Origin of the sequence: Alloalcanivorax profundimaris, from assembly GCF_015265435.1 — a bacterium.
Lineage (GTDB): Bacteria > Pseudomonadota > Gammaproteobacteria > Pseudomonadales > Alcanivoracaceae > Alloalcanivorax > Alloalcanivorax profundimaris.
On the sequence record NZ_JABJWH010000005.1, the window covers coordinates 18,166 to 43,584 of the forward strand.

General features: G+C 68.2%; 23 protein-coding genes. All 23 read left to right on the top strand.

The genetic code is table 11. The features are described 5' to 3' along the window. Positions 1–210: 210 nt before the first annotated feature. The 23 genes from pyrH to truD all read left to right on the top strand — a co-directional run bounded on the left by pyrH (position 211) and on the right by truD (position 25,404). Entirely contained in the window at positions 211–960 is a 750-nt protein-coding gene (gene pyrH / locus HMJ39_RS01540; RefSeq protein WP_194296017.1) for a UMP kinase, read from the top strand. Further along, positions 957–1,514, top strand: a complete 558-nt coding sequence (gene frr, locus HMJ39_RS01545) for a ribosome recycling factor (RefSeq protein WP_194296018.1) — start codon at positions 957–959, stop codon at positions 1,512–1,514. Before pyrH ends, frr begins: the two co-directional genes overlap by 4 nt. 91 nt (positions 1,515–1,605) lie before the next feature. Continuing rightward, the gene (gene uppS, locus HMJ39_RS01550) at positions 1,606–2,394 is read left to right on the top strand and encodes a polyprenyl diphosphate synthase (protein WP_194296019.1); all 789 of its coding nucleotides are present in this window, start codon (positions 1,606–1,608) and stop codon (positions 2,392–2,394) included. Further along, positions 2,388–3,212 (top strand): phosphatidate cytidylyltransferase, encoded by an 825-nt coding sequence (locus HMJ39_RS01555; RefSeq protein WP_194296020.1) that lies wholly within the window; start codon positions 2,388–2,390, stop codon positions 3,210–3,212. The genes uppS and HMJ39_RS01555 overlap by 7 nt, the downstream gene beginning before the upstream one ends. After that, positions 3,209–4,399: a 1-deoxy-D-xylulose-5-phosphate reductoisomerase gene (gene ispC, locus HMJ39_RS01560; protein ID WP_194296021.1), complete on the top strand. Its 1,191-nt coding sequence runs from the start codon at positions 3,209–3,211 to the stop codon at positions 4,397–4,399. Before HMJ39_RS01555 ends, ispC begins: the two co-directional genes overlap by 4 nt. Then, positions 4,393–5,706: an RIP metalloprotease RseP gene (gene rseP, locus HMJ39_RS01565; RefSeq protein WP_194296022.1), complete on the top strand. Its 1,314-nt coding sequence runs from the start codon at positions 4,393–4,395 to the stop codon at positions 5,704–5,706. Before ispC ends, rseP begins: the two co-directional genes overlap by 7 nt. Then, the gene (bamA, locus tag HMJ39_RS01570; protein WP_194296023.1) at positions 5,703–8,078 is read left to right on the top strand and encodes an outer membrane protein assembly factor BamA; all 2,376 of its coding nucleotides are present in this window, start codon (positions 5,703–5,705) and stop codon (positions 8,076–8,078) included. The genes rseP and bamA overlap by 4 nt, the downstream gene beginning before the upstream one ends. 9 nt (positions 8,079–8,087) lie before the next feature. Then, positions 8,088–8,582 carry an OmpH family outer membrane protein gene (locus tag HMJ39_RS01575; protein ID WP_194296024.1) on the top strand — a complete coding sequence of 165 codons (495 nt, stop codon included), beginning with the start codon at positions 8,088–8,090 and terminating at the stop codon, positions 8,580–8,582. Between the two features lie 4 nt (positions 8,583–8,586). After that, entirely contained in the window at positions 8,587–9,603 is a 1,017-nt protein-coding gene (gene lpxD / locus HMJ39_RS01580) for a UDP-3-O-(3-hydroxymyristoyl)glucosamine N-acyltransferase (RefSeq protein WP_194296025.1), read from the top strand. A gap of 41 nt (positions 9,604–9,644) precedes the next feature. Next, a complete protein-coding gene (fabZ, locus tag HMJ39_RS01585) occupies positions 9,645–10,079 on the top strand; it encodes a 3-hydroxyacyl-ACP dehydratase FabZ (protein WP_456061958.1) in 435 nt (144 codons plus the stop codon). A 96-nt stretch (positions 10,080–10,175) separates the two neighbouring features. Then, a complete protein-coding gene (gene lpxA, locus HMJ39_RS01590) occupies positions 10,176–10,946 on the top strand; it encodes an acyl-ACP--UDP-N-acetylglucosamine O-acyltransferase (protein WP_194296027.1) in 771 nt (256 codons plus the stop codon). 11 nt (positions 10,947–10,957) lie between these two features. Continuing rightward, positions 10,958–12,112 carry a lipid-A-disaccharide synthase gene (gene lpxB / locus HMJ39_RS01595; protein WP_194296028.1) on the top strand — a complete coding sequence of 385 codons (1,155 nt, stop codon included), beginning with the start codon at positions 10,958–10,960 and terminating at the stop codon, positions 12,110–12,112. Continuing rightward, complete coding sequence (gene rnhB / locus HMJ39_RS01600) at positions 12,109–12,777, top strand: ribonuclease HII (protein WP_161383722.1); 669 nt, start codon at positions 12,109–12,111, stop codon at positions 12,775–12,777. Before lpxB ends, rnhB begins: the two co-directional genes overlap by 4 nt. After that, positions 12,770–16,291, top strand: a complete 3,522-nt coding sequence (gene dnaE / locus HMJ39_RS01605; RefSeq protein ID WP_194296029.1) for a DNA polymerase III subunit alpha — start codon at positions 12,770–12,772, stop codon at positions 16,289–16,291. Before rnhB ends, dnaE begins: the two co-directional genes overlap by 8 nt. Before the next feature lie 96 nt (positions 16,292–16,387). Beyond that, positions 16,388–17,359, top strand: coding sequence for an acetyl-CoA carboxylase carboxyl transferase subunit alpha (gene accA / locus HMJ39_RS01610; protein WP_161383724.1), 972 nt, complete (start codon positions 16,388–16,390; stop codon positions 17,357–17,359). 13 nt (positions 17,360–17,372) lie between these two features. Continuing rightward, a complete protein-coding gene (gene tilS / locus HMJ39_RS01615) occupies positions 17,373–18,713 on the top strand; it encodes a tRNA lysidine(34) synthetase TilS (protein ID WP_194296030.1) in 1,341 nt (446 codons plus the stop codon). Between the two features lie 287 nt (positions 18,714–19,000). Then, a complete protein-coding gene (locus HMJ39_RS01620) occupies positions 19,001–20,638 on the top strand; it encodes a CTP synthase (RefSeq protein ID WP_194296031.1) in 1,638 nt (545 codons plus the stop codon). A gap of 11 nt (positions 20,639–20,649) precedes the next feature. Further along, positions 20,650–21,498, top strand: coding sequence for a 3-deoxy-8-phosphooctulonate synthase (kdsA, locus tag HMJ39_RS01625; protein WP_161383727.1), 849 nt, complete (start codon positions 20,650–20,652; stop codon positions 21,496–21,498). 31 nt (positions 21,499–21,529) lie between these two features. After that, positions 21,530–22,822 carry a phosphopyruvate hydratase gene (gene eno, locus HMJ39_RS01630; RefSeq protein ID WP_161383728.1) on the top strand — a complete coding sequence of 431 codons (1,293 nt, stop codon included), beginning with the start codon at positions 21,530–21,532 and terminating at the stop codon, positions 22,820–22,822. 39 nt (positions 22,823–22,861) lie between these two features. Continuing rightward, entirely contained in the window at positions 22,862–23,167 is a 306-nt protein-coding gene (locus HMJ39_RS01635) for an FtsB family cell division protein (protein ID WP_161383729.1), read from the top strand. Then, complete coding sequence (gene ispD, locus HMJ39_RS01640) at positions 23,154–23,861, top strand: 2-C-methyl-D-erythritol 4-phosphate cytidylyltransferase (RefSeq protein WP_194296032.1); 708 nt, start codon at positions 23,154–23,156, stop codon at positions 23,859–23,861. Before HMJ39_RS01635 ends, ispD begins: the two co-directional genes overlap by 14 nt. After that, entirely contained in the window at positions 23,855–24,352 is a 498-nt protein-coding gene (ispF, locus tag HMJ39_RS01645) for a 2-C-methyl-D-erythritol 2,4-cyclodiphosphate synthase (RefSeq protein ID WP_161383731.1), read from the top strand. The genes ispD and ispF overlap by 7 nt, the downstream gene beginning before the upstream one ends. Next, positions 24,349–25,404, top strand: coding sequence for a tRNA pseudouridine(13) synthase TruD (gene truD / locus HMJ39_RS01650; RefSeq protein WP_256245840.1), 1,056 nt, complete (start codon positions 24,349–24,351; stop codon positions 25,402–25,404). The genes ispF and truD overlap by 4 nt, the downstream gene beginning before the upstream one ends. Positions 25,405–25,419: the final 15 nt, after the last annotated feature.

Genomic DNA, 25,419 nt, shown 5'->3' on the forward strand with positions numbered 1-25,419 from the left:
CAAGAACGCCTTGTTGGCCTGCCCAGCAAGGCGTTTTTTTCGGCCGGTCGGGACCGCTGTAAGGGCGGCCGGGCGGCATACCGGGCGGGGGAACGGGCCAAATCGGCGCGATGCCTTGGCTTGACCGTCCCCAAATGGTTTCATTAACCGCCGGCGGCATGCCGGCGGTCGGAAAAACGGCGGGTATTCATGAGTGGCGGAGATCAAGAGATGGCCAAGAACAAGGAGCGCTCGCCGCGCTACAACCGTATTCTGCTGAAGCTGAGCGGTGAGGCGCTGGCGGGCGAGGAGGGGTTCGGCATCGACCCCCGGGTGCTGGACACCCTGTCACTGGAAATTGGTCAGCTGGTGGGTATCGGCGTGCAGGTGGGCCTGGTGATCGGCGGCGGCAACCTGTTCCGCGGCGCCGCCCTGCAGACCGCCGGCCTGGACCGGGTGGCCGGTGACCACATGGGCATGCTGGCCACCGTGATGAACGGCCTGGCCATGCGCGATGCCCTGGAACGCTCCAATATCCGCACCCGTCTCATGTCGGCCATTCCCATGAGCGGTATCGTGGAGCATTATGACCACCGCAACGCCAACCGGCATCTCAAGAACGGCGAAGTGGTGATTTTCTGCGCCGGCACCGGCAATCCGTTCTTCACCACGGATTCCGCGGCCTGCCTGCGCGGGATCGAGATCAGCGCCGACGTGGTTCTTAAGGCCACCAAGGTGGACGGCGTCTACAATGACGATCCGGTGACCAATCCGCAGGCCGAGAAATACGATCGGTTGACCTACGACGAGGTCATCGACCGCAAGCTCGGCGTCATGGACCTGACCGCGATCTGTCTGTGCCGTGACCACGACATGCCGTTGCGCGTGTTCAACATGAACAAACAGGGCGCTCTGCTGAGCCTGATGCTGGGCAGCAGCGAGGGCACCCTGGTGGAAGCAGCCAGCGAGGAAGAAAGGTGATCGAGGACATTCAGAAAGACGCCCAGTCACGCATGAAGAAGAGCCTGGAGTCGCTCGACTCGGCGCTCAAGAAAACCCGTACCGGGCGGGCCCACCCGAGCCTGCTGGACGGAATTCACGTGAGCTACTACGGGTCCGATACGCCGCTCAATCAGGTGGCCAATATCTCCGTGGAAGAGGGCCGCACCCTGATCGTGTCGCCGTTCGACAAATCCCTGGTTCCGGATGTGGAAAAGGCGATCATGACCTCCGATCTGGGGCTCAATCCCTCCACCGCCGGCACCGTGATTCGCCTGCCGCTGCCGCCGCTCACCGAGGAAACCCGCAAGGGCCTGGTGAAGCACGTGCGCGCCGAGGGCGAGAACGCCAAGGTGGCGATCCGCAACATCCGCCGCGACGCCAACGGTGACTTCAAGGACCTGCTCAAGGAGAAGGAAATCTCCGAGGACGAGGCCCGGCACGGCGAGGAACAGATCCAGCAGCTCACCGACAAGATGGTGGCTGAAGTGGACCGCATGCTGAAAGTGAAGGAAGAGGAGTTGATGACGGTATAAGCGGGCAGGGCGCAGCGCCCGCTCCGGCCGTTGTCCGAATACACTGAACGGTGATATCGGGATGCCGCTTGCGGCAGCCCGATCTTTTTTTATGGACGATAAGACACCCGACTCTTCCGCGCCGGACATCGACAGTCACCGGGGCGCCATGCCCCGGCATCTGGCGATCATCATGGACGGCAACAACCGCTGGGCGCGCCGCCGCGGCCTGCCCGGCGCGGACGGGCATCGCGCCGGCGAACGCACCGTGCAGAAGGTGATTCGCCGGGCCGCCCGCCACGGCGTGGAAGTGGTGACCCTGTTCGCTTTCAGTTCCGAAAACTGGCGCCGCCCCGAGGATGAGGTGAACCACCTCATGGGGCTGTTCGTGAACGCCCTGGGCGAGCGCGTCGACGAGCTGCACGGCAACGGCGTGCGGCTGCGTTTCATCGGCGACCGCGATGCCTTCGCGGAGCCGCTGCGCGCCGGCATGGCCGAGGCCGAGGCGCGCACCGCCGGCAATGACCGCATGACCCTGGTGGTGGCGGTCAACTACGGCGGCCAGTGGGATCTGGCCCAGGCCGCCGCCGTGCTGGCCCGGGACGTGCGCGACGGCAAGCTGGACCCGGCGGACATCGACGCCGCCGCCCTGGACGCCCGGGTGTCCACCGCCGACCTGCCGCCGCTGGATCTGCTGATCCGCACCGGCGGCGAGCGCCGCCTGAGCAACTTTTTGCTTTGGCAGGCGGCCTACGCGGAACTGTACTTCACGCCGGCGCTGTGGCCGGATTTCGACGGCGACGCCCTGGATGCCGCCCTGGAGGACTACGCCGGCCGTCAGCGCCGTTTCGGTCGTTCCGGGGAGCAGGTGGACGCGCCCGACGGAGAACAAGAATGCTGAAACTCAGGGTGATCACCGCCCTGGTCCTGCTGCCCGTGGTTCTGGGGGCGGTCTTCGGACTGGGGCGGACGCCCTTCGCACTGGTGGCGGGGGCCTTTTTCCTGGTCGGTGGCTGGGAGTGGTCGGCGATGATCGGCCGCTGGTCCCTGGCCCTGCGCCTGCTCTGGTGCGTGCTCCTGGCCGCCCTGATGGTGGCCGCCGAGAGCCTGCGCCCGGCCTGGGTGCTCACCGTGCTGCCGCTGTGGTGGCTGCTGGCCCTGGTGGCGGTGCTGGGCTACCCGGGCAATGCCCGCTACTGGTTCCGCCCGGCGCTGATGGCGCCGGTGGGCTGGCTGCTGCTGGTGCCGTCCTGGATGGCGGTGGTGGAGCTGCAGGACCACGGCGCCCTGGGCTTGGCCGGCCCCTGGGCATTATTGTTCATCCTGGTGTGGGTGTGGGCGGCGGACACCGGCGCCTATTTCGCCGGGCGGGCCCTGGGGCGCCACAAGCTGGCGCCGCTGGTGAGCCCGGGCAAGACCGTGGAAGGCCTGATCGGCGGCGCGTTGCTGGCCCTGGCGGTGGTGGCGGCGGTGTTCTACACCGGCTGGCTGGATGCGTCCCTGCCGGCGCTGATGGTGGTGGCCCTGATGACGGTCCTGGCCTCGGTGCTGGGTGATTTGTTCGAGAGCATGGTCAAGCGCGAGCGCGGCATCAAGGACAGCGGCACCGTGCTGCCGGGCCACGGCGGCATGCTGGACCGCATCGACAGCGTCACCGCGGCGCTGCCGGTGGCGCTGGCCGGCCTCACCTGGTTCGCGCTGCCTGGAGGTCATCCTTGAGCGGGGAGACGCCACCCACCGAAGCGGTTACCATTCTCGGCGCCACCGGCAGCATCGGCCGCCAGACCCTGGATGTGCTGTCCCGCCATCCGGAACGCTACCGGGTAGTCGGCCTCACCGCCGGCCACCGCTGGCGGGAACTGGCCGAGCACTGCCTGGCCTGGCGCCCGCGCTACGCGGCCCTGGCCGACCAGGCCGGCGCCGAGGCGCTCCGGAACCATCTCCGGGAGGCCGGGTCTGACACCGAGGTCCTGGCCGGCCACGAGGGCGTGGCCCGGGTGGCGGCCCTGGACGAGGCGGACACCGTGGTGGCCGCCATCGTCGGCGCCGCCGGCGTGCGCCCGACCCTGGCGGCGGTGGAGGCGGGCAAGAAGATCCTGCTCGCCAACAAGGAGACCCTGGTGGTCACCGGCGCCCTGTTCATGGACGCCGTGAAGCGCCACGGGGCCACCCTATTGCCGGTGGACTCGGAGCACAACGCCATCTTCCAGTGCCTGCCCCGCGAGGGCGTGGGGCCGGGGGTGCGGCGTCTGTTGCTGACCGCCTCCGGCGGGCCCTTCCTGGGCTGGGACCGGGCGCGTCTGGAACCGGTGACCCCGGAACAGGCGGTGCGCCATCCCAACTGGGACATGGGGCCGAAGATTTCCGTGGACTCCGCCACCCTGATGAACAAGGGGCTGGAGTTCATCGAGGCGTGCTGGCTGTTCGACGTGCCGCCGGCGCGCATCGACGTGGTGATTCACCCGCAGAGCGTGGTGCATTCCATGGTCGAGTACCTGGACGGCTCGGTACTGGCGCAGATGGGCACGCCGGACATGCGCACGCCGATCGCCTGCGCCCTGTCCTGGCCGGAGCGCATCGAATCCGGTGCCCCGGGGCTGGATTTCGCGGCCCTGGCCGGGCTGGATTTCCAGGCCCCGGACGACGCCGCCTTTCCGTGCTTGGGACTGGCCCGCCAGGCGATGGAAACCGGCGGCGCCGCCACCGCGGTGCTGAACGCCGCCAACGAGGAGGCGGTGGCCGCGTTTCTGGACCGCCGGCTGGGCTTCAACGGCATCGGCGCGGTGGTGGCGGAAACCCTGTCGCGACTGCCGGCGCCGGCCTGCGCCGACGTGGACGCGGTGATGAATGTGGATAGCGAGGCGCGGGCGCTGGCCCGGCGCCTGATCAAGGAGAGGGCATGCTGACGCTGCTGGCCTTTGTCGTCACCATCGTGGTCATCGTGGCATTCCATGAGTGGGGCCACTTTCTGGCCATGCGCGCCTTCGGCGTGCGCGTGCTCACCTTCTCCGTGGGCTTCGGCCCCCGTCTGGCCCGTTTCACCGACAAGAAGGGCACCGACTGGGTGGTCAGCGCCATTCCCCTGGGCGGCTTCGTCAAGCCGCTGGACCGCCGCGACGACGAGCTGCCCGAGGATGCCCGCGAGGACGAGGAGTTCTCCGGCAAGCCGGCCTGGCAGCGGGTGGTGGTGTACGCCGCCGGCCCGGTGTTCAACTTCATTCTCGCCTTCCTGATCTACTGGCTGCTGATGATGGCCGTGGGCCAGCGCGACAGTCTCGCGGTGGTGGGCGCTCCGGCGCCGGAATCGCCGGCGGCGGAGGCCGGCTTCCAGGCCGGTGACCGCTGGCTGGCGGTGGACGGTCGCGAGGTGGAGGGCTGGCAGGACGTGATCAGCGCCTTGGTGCTGCACCTGGGCGAGGAGGCGCCGGTGCCGGTGCGGGTCCGCGAGGCCGGCGGCGGCACCCAGGTGCGTGAGCTGGACATGGGCGCCTGGTCCGCGGACCCGGAACAATCGCCGTTCGCCGCCCTGGGGCTGCGCCAGGCGGTGCTGGTGGGCCGCGTCGCCGAGGACAGCGGCGCCACCCGTTCCGATATCCGCGTCGGCGACCAGGTGCTGACCACCGCCGGCGAGCCGGTCGCCGGCTGGGCGCCGTGGCGGGATCTTCTCCAGGCCAGCGCCGGCGAGGCGCTGCCGGCCACGGTGCTGCGTGACGGCCGCGAGGTGGACCTGACGCTGTATCCCCAGCCGGTGGAGTACCAGGGCCGCACCGTGGGCCAGCTGGGCGTGGCACCCGGCGGCCTGGTGGAGCACACCTACAATCCCGTGGCCGCGGTGGGCGCCGCCGGTGATCGTTTCGCCCAGCAGGTGAACGTGATCTGGGCCAGCGTGGTCAAGTTATTCACCGGTCATTTGCCGCTGGACAGCCTCGGCGGCCCGGTGACCATTGCCCAGGTGGCCGGAGAAAGCGCCGCCGTGGGTTTCGCCAGCTTTCTGATGCTGCTGGCCTATCTGAGCATCACCCTCGGGGTGATCAATTTGCTGCCCGTGCCCATGCTGGACGGTGGCTGGATTCTCTTCGGCATCATTGAAATGATTCGCGGGCGCAGCCTGCCGGAGCGGTTCTTGATGACCGCTCAGGGCGTGGGGCTGACGCTGGTGGTCAGTTTCATGTTGTTGGCCATCTATAACGACCTGGTGCGACAGTTTTCATGAATTTCGCCGCAAACAACGCTTTAAGACGCCTGCTTGGCGCCACGCTCGTCATCGTTTCTTTCTGCATTTTCTTCCCGGCCCAGGCGCAGACGTCCGCCGGGTTGTTGCCGTACAAGGTCCATGACATCCGCGTCGAGGGCCTGCAGCGCTTGCCGGTGGAGCGGGTCTACGCGGCCCTGCCGATCCAGCCCGGCGACACCATCGACCGGGAAGACGTGAGCGAGGCGGTCAAGCGGCTGTTCGCCACCGGCAACTACGAGAACGTGCAGCTCGGCCGCGACGGCGACGACCTGGTGGTGGTGGTGGCCGAGCGCCCCAGCATCGCCCGCATCGAGCTGGACGGGAACAAGTCGATCCAGGAAGAGGACCTGCGCAAGGGCCTCACCCAGGCGGGCCTGGCGGAGGGCGAGGTGTTCCAGCGTTCCACCCTGGAGTCGATCTCCGGCGAGCTGGAGCGTCAGTACATCGCCCAGGGCCGCTACGGCGCCGACATCGAAACCGAGGTGGTGCCGCTGCCGCGTAACCGCGTGGAGTTGAAGATCAACATCTACGAGGGCAAGGCGGCGCGCATCAGCGACATCAACATCGTCGGCAACTCCCTGTTCAGCGATGAGGAACTGCTCGAGGACTTCGAGCTGAGCCCGTCCCACTTCTGGTCGTTCATCAAGGGCGACGACAAGTATTCCCGCCAGCGCCTGGCCGGTGACCTGGAACGCCTGCGTTCCTACTACCTGGACCGGGGCTACATCAACTTCTCCATCGAATCCACCCAGGTGTCCGTGACCCCGGACCGCGAGCGCGTGCTGATCACCGTGAACGTGGCCGAGGGCGAGCAGTTCCGCGTCAACGACGTGCAGCTCTCCGGCAATCTGGTGGTCAGCGAGGAAGAGCTCAGGCCGCTGGTGGTGATCCAGAAAGGCCAGGTGTTCAGCCAGCAGTTGGTCACCTACACCAGCGACCTGATCAAGCGCCGCCTGGGCAACGAGGGCTACACCTTCGCCGAGGTGCGCGGCGTGGAGCAGGAGACCGGCGACGGCAACACCGTGGACGTGACCTTCTACGTGGACCCGGGCCGGCGCGTCTATGTGCGCCGCATCGGCTTCAGCGGCAACGCCAAGACCTCCGATGAAGTGCTGCGCCGCGAGCTGCGCCAGTTCGAGGACGCCCCGGCCAACACCTCGCTGATCGATCTGTCCCGGGACCGTCTGCAGAGGCTCGGTTACTTCAGCACCGTGCAGGCGGACACCGAGCGGGTTCCCGGTTCCGAGGACCTGGTGGACGTGAACTACGACGTGGAAGAGCAGCCGTCCGGTTCCATCGGCGCCAACGTGGGCTACTCCGACGCCTCCGGCGTGATCTTCGGCGCCAACATCAGCCAGAACAACTTCCGCGGCACCGGCAACCGGGTGTCGTTCTCCCTGAGCCGCAGTGACATCCGCGACTCCTACAGCTTCTCGCACTACAACCCCTACTACACCCTGGACGGGGTGAGCCGGGGCTTCAGCCTGTTCTACTCGAAGATCGACTTCGACGAGACGCGCATTTCCTCCTACGCGGCGGACCGCGCCGGCGGCTCGGTGACCTTCGGCTACCCGATCTCCGAATACACCCGCCTGAACTTCGGCGGCGGCGTCGAGCAGACCAAGGTGCAGCGCGGCGACTACATCGCCGTGGCCATCGACGACTTCATCGAGCAGGAAGGCGAGAAGTTCAACGAGTTCAAGTTCAACGCCTCGCTGCGCACCAGCACCCTCAACCGCGGCATCCTGCCGGACCGGGGCTGGGCCAGCACCTTCGAGCTGGAAACCGCGGTGCCCGGCTCCGATTACCTGTTCTACAAAGTGAGCTGGGAAGGGGAGAAGTACTTCCCCATCGCCGGCAACTGGACGGTGCGCACCCGCGCCAACGTCGGCTACGGGGATGGCTACGGCGACGACGAGGTGCTGCCGTTCTTCGAGGCCTACTACGCCGGCGGTATCGGCTCGGTACGGGGCTTCGAATCGCGTTCTCTGGGGCCGCGCTCCGAGGCGCTTTACTATGATCAGCGCAACATCAACGATCCCGATCCGGACCCGATTGGTGGTAACCTGCTCACCGAAGCGAGCCTGGAGCTGATCTTCCCGACGCCGTTCGCGGCCGACTCGCGCAGCGTGCGGACCTTCCTGTTCGCCGACGCGGGCAATGTGTTCGAAACCCAGCGCACCGATATCGGCGACGATTTCGACGCCACCGAACTGCGCACCTCCGTGGGCATCGGCTTGAGCTGGCTGACCGCCATCGGCCCGCTCAGCTTCAACCTGGCCACGCCGATCAACGATGAATCCGGCGACGACACGGAAGTGTTCCAGTTCTCCCTGGGCCAAACTTTCTAGGAGTTAATCATGAAAAAAATTCTGCTTGCCGCTTTCCTTATCCTGCCCGCCCTGGCCGCCGCCGAGCAGCGCATCGGCGTGGTCGATCCCATTGGCGCCCTGCAGCAGGCCGAGGAATTCCAGGACCGTTTCGAGAAGCTGGAATCGTCCCTGCAGGACGAACAGTCCCGGCTCGACCGCCTCGGCGGCGAGGTGGAAAAGCTGCGTGGCCGCCTGGAGAAAGAAGGCATGACCATGAGCGAGGACCAGCGCCAGGATCTGCAGACCCAGGGTCAGCAGAAAATGATCGAGCTGCAGAACCTGCGTAAGTCCGCCCAGCGCAAGATGAGCAAGGGTCAGCAGGAGATCCTCGAGGTGATGGAGCCCAAGCTCAAGCAGGCGGTGGAAACCGTGTCCGAGCGGGAAAACCTGAACCTGGTGGTCAACGCCCAGGCGGTGGTGTACGTGCAATCCGACATGGACATCACCGAGGCGGTCACCAAACAGCTCAACGCGATGAAGTAAGCCGATGTCGGTGACTCTGGCTTACCTCGCCGACTATCTGGACGCCGAGCTGCACGGCCCGGCGGACCGGGAAGTGGCCGGGCTGGGAACCCTGGCCTCCGCCGGCGGTGACCGGCTCAGCTTCCTGGCCAACCCGCGCTACCGCGGGCAACTGGAAACCACCGGCGCCGGCGCCGTGCTGCTGCGCGCCGATCAGGTCGAGCATTGTCCCACGGCGGCGCTGGTGGTGGACGACCCCTACATGGCCTACGCCCGCGTCAGCCATGTGTTCGACACCGCGCCGGCGCCGGACGCCGGCGTCCATCCGGCGGCCCTGGTGGCGCCGTCCGCCAAGGTGCCGGCCTCGGCCAGCATCGGTCCCAACGTGGTGATCGAGGCGGACGTGGTGCTCGGGGAGGGCGTGGTGGTCGGCGCCAACACGGTGATCGGCGCCCGCACCGAGCTGGGTGATGGCTGTCATATCTGGCCAAATGTTACAATTTACCATGGTGTGACCATCGGCCCGCGCACTATCATACACGCCCATTGCGTGGTGGGCGCCGACGGCTTCGGCTTCGCGCCCGGCCCCGGCGGCTGGACCAAGATCGCCCAGGTGGGCGGCGTGCGCATCGGCGCGGACGTGGAAATCGGCGCCGGTACCACCATCGACCGGGGTGCCATCGATGACACCGTGATCGGCAACGGCGTGATCCTGGACAACCAGATCCAGGTGGCCCACAACGTGGTGATCGGCGATTTTACCGCCATCGCCGGCAAGGTGGGCATCGCCGGCAGTTCGCGCATCGGCTCCCAGTGCATGATCGGCGGCGCGGTGGGCATCTCCGGCCATCTGGAGATCTGCGACCGGGTCCAGGTACTGGGCATGTCGCTGGTGTCCCGCTCGATCACCGAGCCCGGCACCTATGGTTCCGCGCTGCCGGTGGACAAGCAGGACCGCTACCGTCGTAACGTGGCCCGTTTTCGGCACCTGGACGAACTCCATCGCCGGGTGCGTAAACTCGAGCGCGGCGCCGGGGACTAGCCCCCGGCGCACGCCTCACATCTGTTTGGATAATGCTCATGATGGACATCCATGAGGTGAGGGAATACCTGCCTCACCGCTATCCCTTTTTGCTGGTGGACCGCGTGGTTTCCGTGGAGCCCGGCAAGCGCATCGAGGCCTACAAGAACGTCTCCATCAACGAGCCGTTTTTCAACGGGCATTTTCCCCAGGAGCCGATCATGCCCGGCGTGCTGATCATCGAGGCGCTGGCCCAGGCCGCCGGCATCCTCGGTTTCGTCACCGAGAACAAGCGCCCGGCGGACGGCTTCATCTACCTGCTGGTGGGCACCGACAAGGCGCGCTTCAAGCGTCAGGTGGTGCCCGGCGACCGCCTTTCGCTGAACGCCGACTGGCTCACCCTGCGCCGCAACATCGCCAAGTTCTCCTGCCGCGCCGAGGTGGACGGCAAGCTGGTGGCGGCCTGTGACCTGCTGGTGGCCGAACAGCGCGTCTGAAACGTTTCCGGAGCCGTCGCGAGCAGCGGCGGCTCCGGGGTATACTCGTCGCCTTTCCTTACCATTTCGCAACGCCAGGGTGGACCCTCCTCGACCATGATTCATCCCACAGCCATCATCGACCCCAAGGCGGAACTGGCCGGCGACGTGGAAGTCGGCCCGTACTCCGTGATCGGCGCCCACGTCACCATCGGCGCCGGCACCGTGATCGGGCCGCACGTGGTGATCCAGGGCCCCACCCACATCGGTGAGAACAACCGCATCTTTCAGTTCGCGTCCGTGGGCGAGCAGTGCCAGGACAAGAAGTACCGGGGCGAACCCACCCGGCTGGAAATCGGCGACAACAACGTGATCCGCGAGCATTGCACCCTGCACCGTGGCACCGTCCAGGACGAGGGCATCACCAGCCTGGGCAACAACAACCTGCTCATGGCCACCGTGCACGTGGCCCATGACTGCCGCATCGGCAACGACAACATCTTCGCCAACACCACCGGCATCGCCGGCCACGTGAAGATCGGCGACGGCGTGATCCTGGGCGGCATGACCGGCATTCACCAGTTCTGCCGCATCGGCTCCTACGCCATGACCGCCGGCTGCAGCCTGGTGCTCAAGGACATTCCCGCCTTCGTGATGGTGGGCGGCAACCCGGCGGCGGCGCGCAGCATGAACTTCGAGGGCATGCGCCGGCGCGGCTGGGACGCGGACGTGATCGCCACCCTGCGGCGTGCCTACAAGACCGTGTTCCGGCGTGGCCTGACCCTGGAGCAGGCCCTCGCCGAACTGGAACCGCAGCAGGACGGTTGCCCGCCGCTGGCGCTGTTCCTGGATTCCCTGCGCGCCTCGGAACGCGGCATCACCCGTTGACGGTATCCGCCATGGATGCCACCGACGCCCCCCTGATCGCGCTGATCGCCGGAGAAACCTCCGGCGATTTGCTCGGCGCCGGCCTGATCGAGGCGCTGCGCCGGCGCTGGCCGGACGCGCGCTTTATCGGCGTGGGCGGCGAGCGCATGGCCGCCGCCGGTCAGCACAGCCTGTTTCCCATGGAAAAGCTCTCCGTGATGGGCCTCACCGAGGTGATCGGCCATCTGCCGGAGCTGTTCCGCCTGCGCCGGCAACTGGTGGACGATCTGCTGGCGCGCCGCCCGGCGGTGGTGATCACCATCGATTCCCCGGACTTCACCCTGGGCGTGGCCAAGCGCGCCCACGCCGCCGGCCTCAAGACGGTGCACTACGTGAGCCCCTCGGTGTGGGCCTGGCGCCAGGGCCGGGTGAAGGGCATTCGCCGGGACGTGGATCGCATGCTCACCCTGTTTCCGTTCGAGGCGCGCTTCTACGAGGAGCACCAGGTGCCGGTGACCTTCGTCGGTCACCCGCTGGCGGACATGATCGAGCTCACCGTGGACACCGCCGGCGCCCGGGCCGGCCTGGGCCTGGACGGCGAGGGCCGGGTCCTGGCGGTGCTGCCCGGCAGCCGGGGCGGTGAAGTGGGGCAACTGATGCCCGATTTCACCGACGCCATGACGCGCCTGCACCACCGTTACCCGGATCTGCGCTTCGTGATCCCCGCCGCCAACGCCGCCCGCCGGGCCCAGATCGACGCCGCCCTGGCCGATACCCCGCTGCCGGTAACGGTGGTGGATGGCCAGGGCCGCGCCGTGATGGCCGCCGCCGACGTGGTGATGATGGCCTCCGGCACCGCCACCCTGGAAGGGCTGCTGCTCAAGAAGCCCATGGTGGTGGGCTATCGGCTGGGGGCGATCAGCCACGCCATCCTGTCGCGGCTGGTGAAAAGCGACTATGTGGCGTTGCCCAATTTGCTGTGCCGCAAGCCCCTGGTGCCGGAGCTGGTGCAGAAGGCCCTTAGCGGCGAGGCCCTGGCGGACGCCGTGGCCGGCTGGCTGGACGACCCGGACGGCGTCGCCCGCCTCAAGGACGACTTCACCCGCGTCCACGAACAACTGCGCGGTGGCGCCAGCGAGAAGGCCGCCGAGGCGGTGGCCGAGGTGATCGGGGAGGGCGGCCGATGACCGGGCCCTTCGCCGAGTACGACCTGCCGGAGCCGTTTTACCCCAGCGCCTTCGCCTGGCGCGCCGGCATGCGGCTGGCCGGCGTCGACGAAGTGGGGCGCGGCCCCCTGGTGGGCGCCGTGGTCACCGCCGCCGTGGTGCTGGACCCGGCCCGGCCCATCGACGGCCTGGCGGATTCCAAGAAGCTCACCCCGGCGCGCCGGGAACGACTCGCCACGGCCATCCGCGAGCGCGCCCTGGGCTGGGCCCTGGGCCGCGCCGAGCCCGACGAGATCGACCGTTTGAACATCTACCACGCCACCCATCTGGCCATGGTGCGGGCGGTGGAAGCCCTGGCTATTGACGTGGACGCGGTGCTGGTGGACGGTAATCGGAGCCCGGTGTTCGCCTGTCCCGCCGAACCGGTGGTCAAGGGCGACGGCCGGGTGCCGGCGATCGCCGCCGCCTCGATCCTCGCCAAGGTGGCCCGCGACGCGGAAATGGTGGCCCTGCACCGGCGCTACCCGCTGTACGGCTTCGACCGCCACAAGGGCTACCCGACGGCGGCCCATCTGTCCGCGCTGCGCGAGCACGGGCCCCTCGCCGAGCACCGCCGGTCCTTCGCCCCGGTGGCGGTATTCTTCGAATCACAAGGCCTTGAATCACAGGAGTCCGGCCGTGACTGAACCCCGTTTCGTCCATTTGCGCGTGCACACCGACTATTCCCTGGTGGACGGCGTGGCCCGCGTCAAGGAACTGATCAAGGCCAGCGTCGACCAGCGCATGCCGGCGGTGGCGGTCACCGACGAGAACAACCTGTTCGCGCTGATCAAGTTCTACTCCGGCGCCATGGGCGCCGGCCTCAAGCCGATCATGGGCGCTGACCTGTGGCTGCAGGCCGACGACCCGGAGGACGAGCCCCACTACCTGTGCTGCCTGGTACAGAACGAAACCGGCTATCTCAATCTGACCCTGCTGATCAGCCGCGCCTGGCAGCACAACCAGCACCGCGACCGGGCCATGATCCGGCGCGAATGGCTGATGGAGCTCAACGAAGGTCTGATCCTGCTGTCCGGCGCCCGGGTCGGCGACGTGGGCCGGTTGTTGCTGTCCGGCAAGACCGACGCCGCCCGCCAGCGCGCCCGCGAATACCAGGACGTGTTCGGCGACCGCTTTTACCTGGAAGTGCAGCGCACCGAACGCCCCGGGGACGAGGACTGCCTGCACGCCAGCGTCGCCCTGGCCGCCGACCTGGGGCTGCCGGTGGTGGCCACCAACGACGTGCGCTTCGTGCGCCGCGAGGACTTCGAGGCCCACGAGGCCCGCGTCTGCATCCACGACGGCAACGCCCTGGACGACCCGCGCCGGCCGCGCAAGTACTCCGAGGAGCAGTACCTGAAGAGCGCCGAGGAAATGGCGGAGCTGTTCTCCGACCTGCCCGAGGCCCTGGAAAACAGCGTCGAGATCGCCCGCCGCTGCACCCTGGACATCCGCTTGGGCGAGAACTTCCTGCCGGAATTCCCGATCCCCGAGGGACTGACCATCGACCGATACCTGGAGCAGGTCTCGGAGGAGGGGCTGGAAACCCGCCTGGGCCGCATCCTCGACCCGGCGGCGGCGGACTACGAGGAACGCCGGGGCGTCTACTACGAGCGCCTGAAAATGGAGTTGGGGATCATCAACCAGATGGGTTTCCCCGGCTACTTCCTGATCGTGGCGGACTTCATCCAGTGGGCCAAGGACAACCAGGTGCCGGTGGGCCCGGGCCGGGGCTCCGGCGCCGGCTCCCTGGTGGCCTACGCCCTGGGCATCACCGACCTGGACCCGATTGAATACGACCTGCTGTTCGAACGCTTCCTCAACCCGGAACGGGTATCCATGCCCGACTTCGACGTGGACTTCTGCATGGAGAAGCGCGACCGGGTGATCAACTACGTGGCCGACAAATACGGCCGCGACGCGGTGAGCCAGATCATCACCTTCGGCACCATGGCCGCCAAGGCGGTGGTGCGCGACGTGGCGCGGGTGCAGGGCAAGCCCTACGGCATGGCCGACCGCCTCTCCAAAATGATCCCGGGCACCCCGGGCATGACCCTGGCCAAGGCCCTGGAGCAGGAAGACAACCTGCGCGAATTTCTCGAGGACGACGGCAACCCGGACAAGGAAGCGGTCAACGAGATCATGGAGATGGGCTTCAAGCTCGAGGGCCTGACCCGCAACGTGGGCAAGCACGCCGGCGGCGTGGTGATCGCCCCGGGCAAGCTCACCGATTTCGCGCCGCTGCACTGTGATGAGAACGGCGACAACCTGGTCACCCAGTACGACAAGGACGACGTGGAAGCCGCCGGCCTGGTGAAGTTCGACTTCCTGGGCCTGAAAACGCTGACCATCATCGACTGGGCGGTGAAGGCCGCCAACGTGCGCCGCGAACGGGGCGGCGAGGGGCCGCTGGAAATCGAGCGCATCCCCCTGGACGACAAGCCCAGCTTCGACCTGCTCAAGAAGGGCGACACCACCGCCGTGTTCCAGCTGGAAAGCCAGGGCATGAAGGAGCTGATCAAGAAGCTCAAGCCCGACGTCTTCGAGGACATCATCGCATTGGTGGCGCTGTACCGGCCGGGCCCGCTGGAATCGGGCATGGTGGACAACTTCATCAACCGGAAGCACGGCCGCGAGCCGGTGTCCTACCCGGATCCGCAATACCAGCACGAATGGCTGGAGCCGATCCTCAAGCCCACCTACGGCGTGATCCTGTACCAGGAGCAGGTGATGCAGATCGCCCAGGTGCTGGCCGGCTACACCCTGGGCGGCGCGGACATGCTGCGCCGCGCCATGGGCAAGAAGAAGCCCGAGGAGATGGCCAAGCAGCGCGAGATATTCCAGTCCGGCGCCAAGGACAAGGGCATCGACCCGGATCTGGCGATGAAGATCTTCGACCTGGTGGAAAAATTCGCCGGCTACGGCTTCAACAAATCGCACTCCGCCGCCTACGCCCTGGTCGCCTACCAGACCGCCTGGCTCAAGGCCCATTACCCGGCGGAATTCATGGCCGCGGTGATCTCCGCGGATATGCAGAACACCGACAAGGTGGTGACCTTCATCGACGAGGCCAAGAGCATGGGCCTGCGCGTGTTGCCGCCGGACGTGAACTCCTGCGGCTACCGCTTCACGGTGAACCCGGACGGCGACATCGTCTACGGCCTGGGCGCCATCAAGGGCCTCGGCGAGGGCCCCATCGACGCCATCGTCAGCGCCCGGGGAGAAGAGCAGGCGTTCGAGGACCTGTTCGATTTCTGCCGCCGCATCGATCTGAAGAAGATCAACAAGCGCTCCCTGGAAGCCCTGGTGCGCGCCGGCGCCCTGGACAAGCTGGGCCCCGACGGCCACTTCAGCGACCGCGCCGTGCTCCTGGCCACGCTGCCGGACGCCATCGCCGCCGCCGAGCAGGACGCCCGCAACCAGGAAGCCGGCATGATGGATCTGTTCGGTGGTGGGGGCGACGACCATGCGCCGAGCACCGCCGTGGCCTGGAAACCGGCCCGGGACTGGAACGACGATATCCGCCTCAACGGCGAGCGCGACACCCTGGGGCTGTTTCTTACCGGCCACCCCATCGACCAGTTCGAAACCGAGGTGCGCCAGTTCGTCACCAGCCGCCTCAATGCCCTGCAGCCCACCGGCAAGGGCGAGGCCGCCACCGTCGCCGGCCTGGTGGTGGCGTTGCGCATCACGCGCAGCAAGCGCAGCGGCGAGCGCATGGCGTTCGTCACCCTGGACGACAAGACCGGCCGGGTGGAGGTGTCGGTGTTCGGCAAGACCTTCGCCCAGTACGGCGAGCGGGTGCAGAAGGACGCCCTGCTGGTGGTGCGCGGCGGCGTGCGCATGGATGATTACACCGGTGGCTTCAACCTGGTGGCCGACGAGGTCATGGACATGCGCCAGGCCCGGGAGACCTTCGGCCGGCGGCTGCGCGTCAAGGTGCCCGTGGAGGACAACCTGCCGGACATCCTGGACCGGACCCTGGCGCCGTACCGGGCCAACGGCCAGGGCGGCGGCCTGGCGGTGCTGCTGGATCTGCGCCACCGGGAAGCGGACGCGGCCCTGTTCCTGGGCGACGACTGGCGGGTGATTCCCCACGAGTCCCTGGTGGATGACCTGCGCGGGCGTTATGGCGACAAGGCCGTGACCTTGGAATATTGATCCGGTAACAACTTGCAACCTAAGAGGGAAACCGGTCCCTCGACGCTGTCCGGCCCTTGCGGCTACACTTACCGGCACCGTAGAAAGGGGTAGCACATGAATCCGAATTTCCTCGAATTTGAACAACCCATCGCCGATCTGGAAGCGAAAATCGAGGAACTCCGGTTGGTGGGCAGTGGCAGCGAGGTCAACATCTCCGAGGAGATCGCCAAGCTGCAGGAAAAAAGCATCGCCCTCACCGAGAACATCTTCGGCAACCTGACCGCCTGGCAGATCTCGCAGTTGGCGCGCCACCCCAAGCGTCCCTACACGCTGGACTATGTGCAGCGCCTGTTCGGCGAGTTCGATGAGCTGCACGGTGATCGTTCCTTCGCCGACGATCCCGCCATCGTCGGCGGCGTCACCCGCCTGGACGACCGGCCGGTGATGGTGATCGGCCACCAGAAGGGCCGCGAGGTGAAGGACAAGGTGCGCCGCAACTTCGGCATGCCCAAGCCGGAGGGTTACCGCAAGGCCCTGCGCCTGATGGAAATGGCGGAACGCTTCAAGATGCCGATCCTCACCTTCATCGATACCCCCGGTGCTTTCCCGGGCATCGACGCGGAAGAGCGCGGCCAGTCCGAGGCCATTGCCCGCAACCTGCGGGTCATGTCCCAGCTCAAGGTGCCGATCGTGGCCACCGTGATCGGCGAGGGCGGCTCCGGCGGTGCCCTGGCCATCGGCGTCTGCGACCATCTGCAGATGCTGGAATATTCCACCTACTCGGTGATCTCCCCGGAAGGCTGCGCCTCGATCCTGTGGCGCAGCGCCGACAAGGCCCCGGAGGCCGCCGAGGCCATGGGCGTGGGCGCCGGCCGGCTGCACGAGCTGGGCATCGTCGACCAGGTGATCAAGGAGCCCCTGGGCGGCGCCCACCGGGATTACGACCAGGCCGCCGACAGCATCCGCCGGGCCCTGGCCGAGCGGCTCGCCGCCCTCGGCGAGCTGCCGGTGGAGGAACTGGTGGAGCGCCGCTACCAGCGGCTGATGAGCTACGGCAACGTGGCCACCGAACCCGCCGACGACTGACCGGGGCGCGGCCATGGCGTCCCGCTCCGCTCCTTCCCTGGACGAACTGAGCGCCGACCTGGCCCGGCGGGCCCCGCCCGGGCCCCTGTGGCTGGCGTTCAGCGGCGGGCTGGATTCCACCGTCCTGCTTCATCTTCTGGCGCGCGCCGGCCTTGGCGGGCGCCTTACCGTCATGCACGTGGACCACGGGCTGCACCCGGACAGCGCCGCCTGGGCGGCCCACTGCCGGGCGGTGACCCGGGGCCTGGGCCTGGCGTTCGTGAACGAAACCGTGACCGTGGACCGGGCCGCCGGCCTGGAAGCCGGCGCCCGGCACGCCCGCTACCGGGCCCTGGCCGCCCGCGCCGGGGCCGCCACCCTGATCACCGCCCACCACCGGGATGACCAGGCCGAGACCCTGCTGCTGCGGTTGCTGCGTGGCGCCGGCGTGGCCGGCCTGGCGGCGATCCGTGAATGGGGCCACTGGCGGGACACGCCCCTGTGGCGGCCGCTGCTGGCGGTGCCCCGGGCGCGGCTCCGGGCGCTGGCGGAGCAGGGCGGCTGGCCCTGGCTGGAGGATCCCAGCAACGCGGACCGGAGCCTGGATCGCAACTACCTGCGCGGCACCGTGCTGCCGGCGCTCGTGGCCCGCTGGCCGGGCGCCCTGGCGACCCTGGCCCGGGCCGCCGATCATCAGGCGGAGGCCGCCGGCCTGCTCGATGAGCGCGCCGCCGAGGACGCCGCCGCCCTGGGCGCGGCGCCGGACCGGCTGCCCCTGACGGCGCTGGAACTCAGTGGCCCCCGGCGCCGCAACCTGCTGCGCTGGTGGCTGTTGGAGGCCGGCGCCGGCGCGCCCAGCCAGGCGTTGCTGGCGCAGATCGAGGCGCTGTTGGCGGCGCCGGCGGACCGCGCCGCCCGGGTGGAGTGGGGCGGCTGGCAACTGCGCCGCTTCGCCGGCCAGCTGTATCTGCTGGGCCGCGATGGCCTGGCGCCATTGGCGGAGGAGCTCGCCTGGCCGCCGGGGAGGGCGCCGGTGGCGGTAGGCGCCTGGTGCCTGACGCCGGGCCCGGACGCCGGGTCCCCGGCGGCCCCCTTAAGCGGCCCCGGCGCGCCGCTGGTCCGGCGGCCCCGGGATGCCGGCGCCCTGCGCCTGGTGCCCGCCAGCGGCGGTGAACGGCTGCTCCGCAACGGCTGCCACCAGCGGGTCTCGGAACTGTGGCGCGCCGCCGGCGTGCCACCCTGGCGGCGCGCGCAGTGGCCGCTGGTCTACGAGGGCGACACCCTGCGCTGCGTGCCCGGCGTGGGGGTGGACGACGTCTGGCGGGAGCAGGTGTTGGAGGCCTGGTGCCTGCGGTTGGTCTCTGATCGCGACTGAAGCGGAGCACCGCACCACGCCATCCTCCCTCGCTTCGGCGCACCTTTTACACCTCAAGACCATCATTCCGGTTCCCTGGCCGGGGCCCTTCTGTTACTATTTCTTCCCATCCTGACGTCGCGCAAACCCCTGATATCGCGGGGTTTCCAGCCGTCGATAGCCCGTTTCAACGTGTCCAGAACAGAGAACCTTTGCCCACTCCGGCGGGCAAGGGTATTTTTTTGGATCGCGAGTGTGTTCGGGCCGCGCGGTGAGCGCGTTCAATCCATGACATATCTGGTGGGTGCATGGCACGTTTTATTTTCGTCACCGGTGGGGTGGTGTCGTCCCTGGGCAAGGGCATTACCTCGGCGTCCCTCGCTTCCTTGCTGGAAGCCCGTGGCCTCAGGGTCACGCTGATCAAAATGGATCCCTACATCAACGTGGATCCGGGCACCATGAGCCCGTACCAGCACGGCGAGGTGTTCGTCACCGAGGATGGCGCCGAGACCGATCTGGACCTGGGCCATTACGAGCGCTTCATTCGTACCCGGCTGAGCCGCCGCAACAGCTTCACCACCGGCCGCGTCTACCAGGACGTGCTCGACAAGGAGCGCCGGGGTGAGTACCTGGGCGCCACCGTGCAGGTGATTCCGCACATCACCGACGAGATCAAGCTCAAGATCCAGGAGGGCGCCGGCGACGCCGACGTGGCGATCGTCGAGATCGGCGGCACCGCCGGCGACATCGAATCCCTGCCGTTCCTGGAAGCGGTGCGGCAAATGCGCGTGGAGCTGGGCTCCAGCCGCTCGCTGCTGGTGCACCTGACCCTGGTGCCGTTCATCGCCTCCGCCGGCGAGATCAAGACCAAGCCCACCCAGCACTCGGTGAAGGAGCTGCGCTCCATCGGCCTGCAGCCGGACATGCTGGTGTGCCGCGCCGATCACCCGATTCCCCAGGGCGCCCGCGAGAAGATCGCCCTGTTCACCAACGTGGAGGCCCGGGCGGTGGTCACCGCGCCGGACTGCCAGACCATCTACCAGGTGCCGCGCGTGCTCCACGAGCAGGGCATGGATCAGTTCGTGGTGGAGAAATTCCAGCTCGACCTGCCGGCGCCGGACCTGAGTGAATGGGACCGGGTGGTGGAAGCCCAGCTCAATCCGGAGCACGAGGTCACCATCGGCATGGTGGGCAAGTACATCGACCTGGCGGACGCCTACAAGTCCCTCAACGAGGCGCTGATGCACGCCGGCATCGCCACCCGGGCGCGCATCAACATCCGCTACATCGACGCCGAGGACATCGAGCGTGACGGCACCGGCGAGCTGGCCAAGGTGGACGCCATCCTGGTGCCCGGCGGCTTCGGCGACCGGGGCACCGAGGGCAAGATCGCGGCGATCCGCTACGCCCGCGAGAACAAGGTGCCGTACCTGGGCATCTGCCTGGGCATGCAACTGGCGGTGATCGAGTACGCCCGGGACGTGGCCGGCATCACCGACGCCCACTCCACGGAGCTCAAGCCCGGCACCGCCAGCCCGGTGGTGGCGCTGATCACCGAATGGACCCGGGAGGACGGCGCCAAGGAGCTGCGCTCGGAAGAGTCCGACCTGGGTGGTACCATGCGCCTGGGCGGCCAGGAGTGCGTGCTCGCCGAGAACACCCTGGCGGCGCACTGCTATGGGCAGACCCATATCATCGAGCGCCACCGTCACCGCTACGAGGTGAACAACAATTTCCTGCCGCAGCTGGAAGAAGCGGGCCTGCGCATCGCCGGCCGCTCCCAGGACGGCGAGTTGGTGGAAGTGATCGAGGTAGCCGACCATCCGTGGTTCGTGGCCTGCCAGTTCCACCCGGAATTCACCTCCACGCCCCGTGACGGCCACGGCCTGTTCAAGGGCTACGTGGAAGCGGCCCTGGCGGCTCACCAGGCCGCCGGCAACGAGTAAGGACAGCGACGATGACGGACCCCATCACCCTGCGGCTCGGCGATCTGAGCTTCGGCAACGACCAGCCCATGGCCCTGTTCGGCGGCATGAACGTGCTGGAATCCCGGGACCTGGCCATGCGCGTGGCGGAGGCCTACGCCGAAGCCACCACCGCCCTGGACATCCCCTGGGTGTTCAAGGCCAGCTTCGACAAGGCCAACCGTTCGTCGCTGCACTCGTTTCGCGGGCCGGGCCTGGACGAGGGCCTGAAGATCTTCCAGGAGATCAAGGACACCTACGACTGCCCGATCATCACCGACGTGCACGAGCCCTACCAGGCGGCGCCGGTGGCCGAGGTGGCGGACATCATCCAGCTGCCCGCCTTCCTGGCGCGGCAGACCGACCTGGTGGTGGCGATGGCCAGAACCGGCGCCATCATCAACATCAAGAAGCCCCAGTTCGTCGCCCCCCAGGAAATGAAGCACATCCTGCACAAGTGCGAGGAAGCCGGGAACGACAAGCTGATTCTCTGTGAGCGCGGTTCCTGCTTCGGCTACAACAACCTGGTGGTGGACATGCTCGGCTTCGGCATCATGAAGCAGTTCGGCTACCCGCTGTTCTTCGACGTGACCCACGCCCTGCAGATGCCCGGCGGGCGCGCCGATTCCGCCGGCGGCCGCCGCCAGCAGGTGGGCGAGCTGGCCCGCGCCGGCATCAGCCAGGGCATCGCCGGCCTGTTCCTGGAAGCCCATCCGGACCCGGACAACGCCAAGTGCGATGGCCCCTGCGCCCTGCGCCTGGACCGCCTGCAGCCATTCCTGGAGCAGATGCGGACCCTGGATAATACCGTGAAGGCGCTGCCCGCCTTCGACAACCACTGATTATCGACCCCGTTTCTGGAGACCGTCTCCCATGTCCAAGATTGTTGACGTCAAGGCCCGCGAGATTCTCGATTCCCGCGGCAACCCCACCATCGAAGCCGATGTGACCCTGGAATCCGGCCATACCGCCAGCGCCTGCGCGCCCAGCGGTGCCTCCACCGGCTCCCGGGAAGCGCTGGAGCTGCGTGACGGCGACAAGGCCCGCTACCTGGGCAAGGGCGTCACCCGCGCCGTGGGCAACGTCAATTCCGAAATCCGCGAGCTGCTGGTGGGCCGCGACGCCGCCGACCAGCGGGCGCTGGACCAGGCGATGATCGACGCCGACGGCACCGACAACAAGGGCAACCTGGGCGCCAACGCCATCCTGGCGGTGTCCCTGGCGGCGGCCAAGGCGGAAGCCCAGGCCCAGGAAAAGCCGCTCTACGAATACATCTCCGACCTGCAGGACGACGACAACGAGTACTCCCTGCCGGTGCCGATGATGAACATCATCAACGGCGGCGAGCACGCCGATAACAACGTGGACATCCAGGAATTCATGATCCAGCCGGTGGGCGCTCCCACCGTGGCCGAGGCGATCCGCTACGGCGCCGAGGTGTTCCACGCCCTGAAGGGCGTGCTCAAGGCCCGCGGCCTGAACACCGCCGTCGGTGACGAGGGCGGCTTCGCCCCGGACCTGCCTAGCAACGAGGCGGCCCTGGAAGCGATCATGGAAGCCATCGACAAGGCGGGCTACAAGGCCGGCGAGGACATCACCCTGGCCCTGGACTGCGCCTCCAGCGAGTTCTACAAGGACGGCCAGTACGTGCTGGCCGGCGAGAACCGCAGCATGGACGCCGCCGGCTTCGCCGACTATCTGGCCGAGCTGTGCGACCGTTACCCGATCATTTCCATCGAGGACGGCATGGACGAGTCCGACTGGGACGGCTGGAAAACCCTCACCGAGAAGCTCGGTGACAAGGTCCAGCTGGTGGGCGACGACCTGTTCGTCACCAACACCAAGATCCTCAAGCGCGGCATCGACGAGCACATCGCCAACTCCATCCTCATCAAGTTCAACCAGATCGGCTCCCTGTCCGAGACCCTGGACGCCATCAAGATGGCCAAGGACGCCGGCTACACCGCGGTGATTTCCCACCGCAGCGGCGAGACCGCCGACACCACCATCGCCGACCTGGCGGTGGCCACCGCCGCCGGCCAGATCAAGACCGGTTCCCTGTGCCGCTCCGACCGGGTGGCCAAGTACAACCGCCTGATCCGCATCGAGGAGGAACTGGGGCGTGCCGCTTACAACGGCCGTAAAGAATTCCGGTTCCTGGGCTAGCCCCACGGTGACGGGCCGGCCGCGGACCGGGGAGGGCGGATGAAGCTGTCCCCGGTCCGTCAGGTGATACTGGCCGTGCTGGCCCTGCTGCTGCTGGGCCTGCAGGGGCGCCTCTGGTTCGGCGAAGGCAGCCTGCGCCACGTCGCCACCCTGGAAAAGCAGGTGGCGTCGTTGAGCGAGCAGAATGCCGAGCTGGCCGAGCGCAACCGTCTGATGGCCGCCGACGTGCGCGACCTGAAGGAAGGCACCGAGGCGGTGGAGGAAATCGCCCGCAAGGATCTGGGCATGATCCGCGACGGCGAAACCTTTTTTCTGATCGTGGAACCCGCCAGTGACTCCCAGTAAACCACGGCCCCTTTACGCGGTGGTGCCCGCCGCCGGCGTCGGCGCGCGCATGGGCGCCGCCCTGCCCAAGCAATACCTGACCCTGGAAGGCCGCACCGTGGCCGAGCACACCCTGACCCGGCTGCTGGCGTTCGCGCCGCTACGCCGGGTGGTGGTGGCGGTGGCCGCCGGTGACCCCTGGTGGCCGGAGCTGGACGTGGCCCGCCACCGCCGCGTGCAAACCGTCACCGGCGGCGCCAGCCGCGCCGCCTCGGTGCGCGCCGGGGTGGCGGCGGTGCTGGCCCGGGACCCGGACGCCTGGGTCATGGTCCACGACATGGCGCGGCCCCTGGTGCGCCTGTCCGACATCCAGGCCCTGGTGGACGGCTGCGGCGAGGACGGCGCCATCCTGGCGCGCCGGGTCACCGACACCATCAAGCGCGCCGACGGCGACGACCGCATCGCCGCCACCCTGGACCGCCGCCACATCTGGCGGGCGCTGACGCCGCAGCTGTTCGCGGCCCGCGCCCTGCACGACGCCCTGGGCGGCGACCTGGACGCGATCACCGACGAGGCGTCCGCCCTGGAAGCCACCGGCCGGCACCCGGCGCTGGTGGAAGGCCGCGCCGACAACATCAAAATCACCCTGCCCGAGGACCTGGCCCTGGCGCGGTTCTATCTGGGCACCCAGGAAGAGGAGGGGCTGGCATGGTAAACCCGGCTGCCATTCGTATTGGCAACGGTTTCGACGTGCACGCCTTCGCCGAGGACGGCGACCATGTGATGCTGGGTGGCGTGCGCATCGCCCATGAGCGTGGCCTTAAGGCCCATTCCGATGGCGACGTGGCCCTGCACGCCCTCACCGACGCCTTGTTGGGCGCCCTGGCCCTGGGCGACATCGGCCACTATTTCCCGGACAACGACCCGCAATGGAAGGGCGCCGATTCCGGCCGGCTGCTGACCCGGGTGATGGCGGACATCACCGGCGCCGGCTGGCGGGTGGGCAACGTGGATCTGACGGTGATCTGCCAAGCGCCCAAGCTGGCGCCGCACATCGCCGCCATGCGCGAGCGCATCGCCGGTCTGCTGGACTGCGCCCTGGACCGGGTGTCGGTGAAGGCCACCACCACCGAGCGACTGGGCTTCACCGGCCGGGGCGAGGGCATCGCCGTGCAGGCCTCGGCGCTGCTGGAGCGGCGCCCGTGAGCGAGGCGCCGAGCGATGCTCTGAACGACCCCGGCGAGCGGCCGCCGGCCACCCCCCATGCCCACGGCGGGCCGGTGGGGGAGGCGGTGCTGCGCGCCGAGCCGGCGGATTTCCAGGTCGACGAGATCATGACGGTGGAGCCGGAAGGGGAGGGCGAGCACCTTTGGCTGGAGATCGAGAAGACCGACTGGAACACCGAGGACGTGGCCCTGTGGCTGGCCAAGGCCGCCGGGCTGCACCGCCTCTCGGTGGGTTACAGCGGCCTCAAGGACCGCCGCGCGGTGACCCGCCAGTGGTTCAGCCTGCACCTGCCCGGCAAGCCGGACCCGGACTTCCACTGGCCGGCGGGGCTGCGCCCGCTGCGCGCCGCGCGCCACCGGCGCAAGCTCAATCGCGGCACTCACCGGGGCAATGCCTTCCGCCTGAGATTGCGGGAACTGGCGGCGGATCCGGACGCGCTGACGTCGCGGCTGGAACGGATCGCCGCCGAAGGGGTACCCAACTACTTCGGCGAGCAGCGCTTCGGCCGCGACGGCGCCAACTGGACCCGGGGCCGCGCCTGGCTGCTGGGCGGCGAGGCGCCGCGCAAGCGGCCGCTGCGTAATTTTTGGTTGTCCGGGGTGCGCTCGGGTCTGTTCAACGCGGTGCTCGCCGAACGGGTGCGCCGGGACGTCTGGCACCGGGTGCTGGACGGCGACCTGCTGCAGCCGGACGGCAGCCGTGGCCTGTTCGTCGCCGACGACGACCGCGACGCCGGCGAGCGGGTGCGCGCCGGCACCGTGCATCCCACCGCCCCTTTGCCGGGACGCACGGGCATGGCATCATCGGGCGCTTGCCGGCAACTGGAAGAGGCCGTTCTGGCCGGGCACGCCCCCCTGGTGGAGGCCCTGGCGGAACTGGGCCTGGACGCCGAGCGTCGCGCCACCCGGTTGCCGGTGACCGCCCTCGAGTGGCAGTGCGCCGGCGATACCCTGGAACTGGCCTTCCGGCTGCCCACCGGGGCCTTCGCCACCGCCGTGCTGGCGGAAGTATTGACCACCCGGGCACCCTGAATACCGAACCAACGA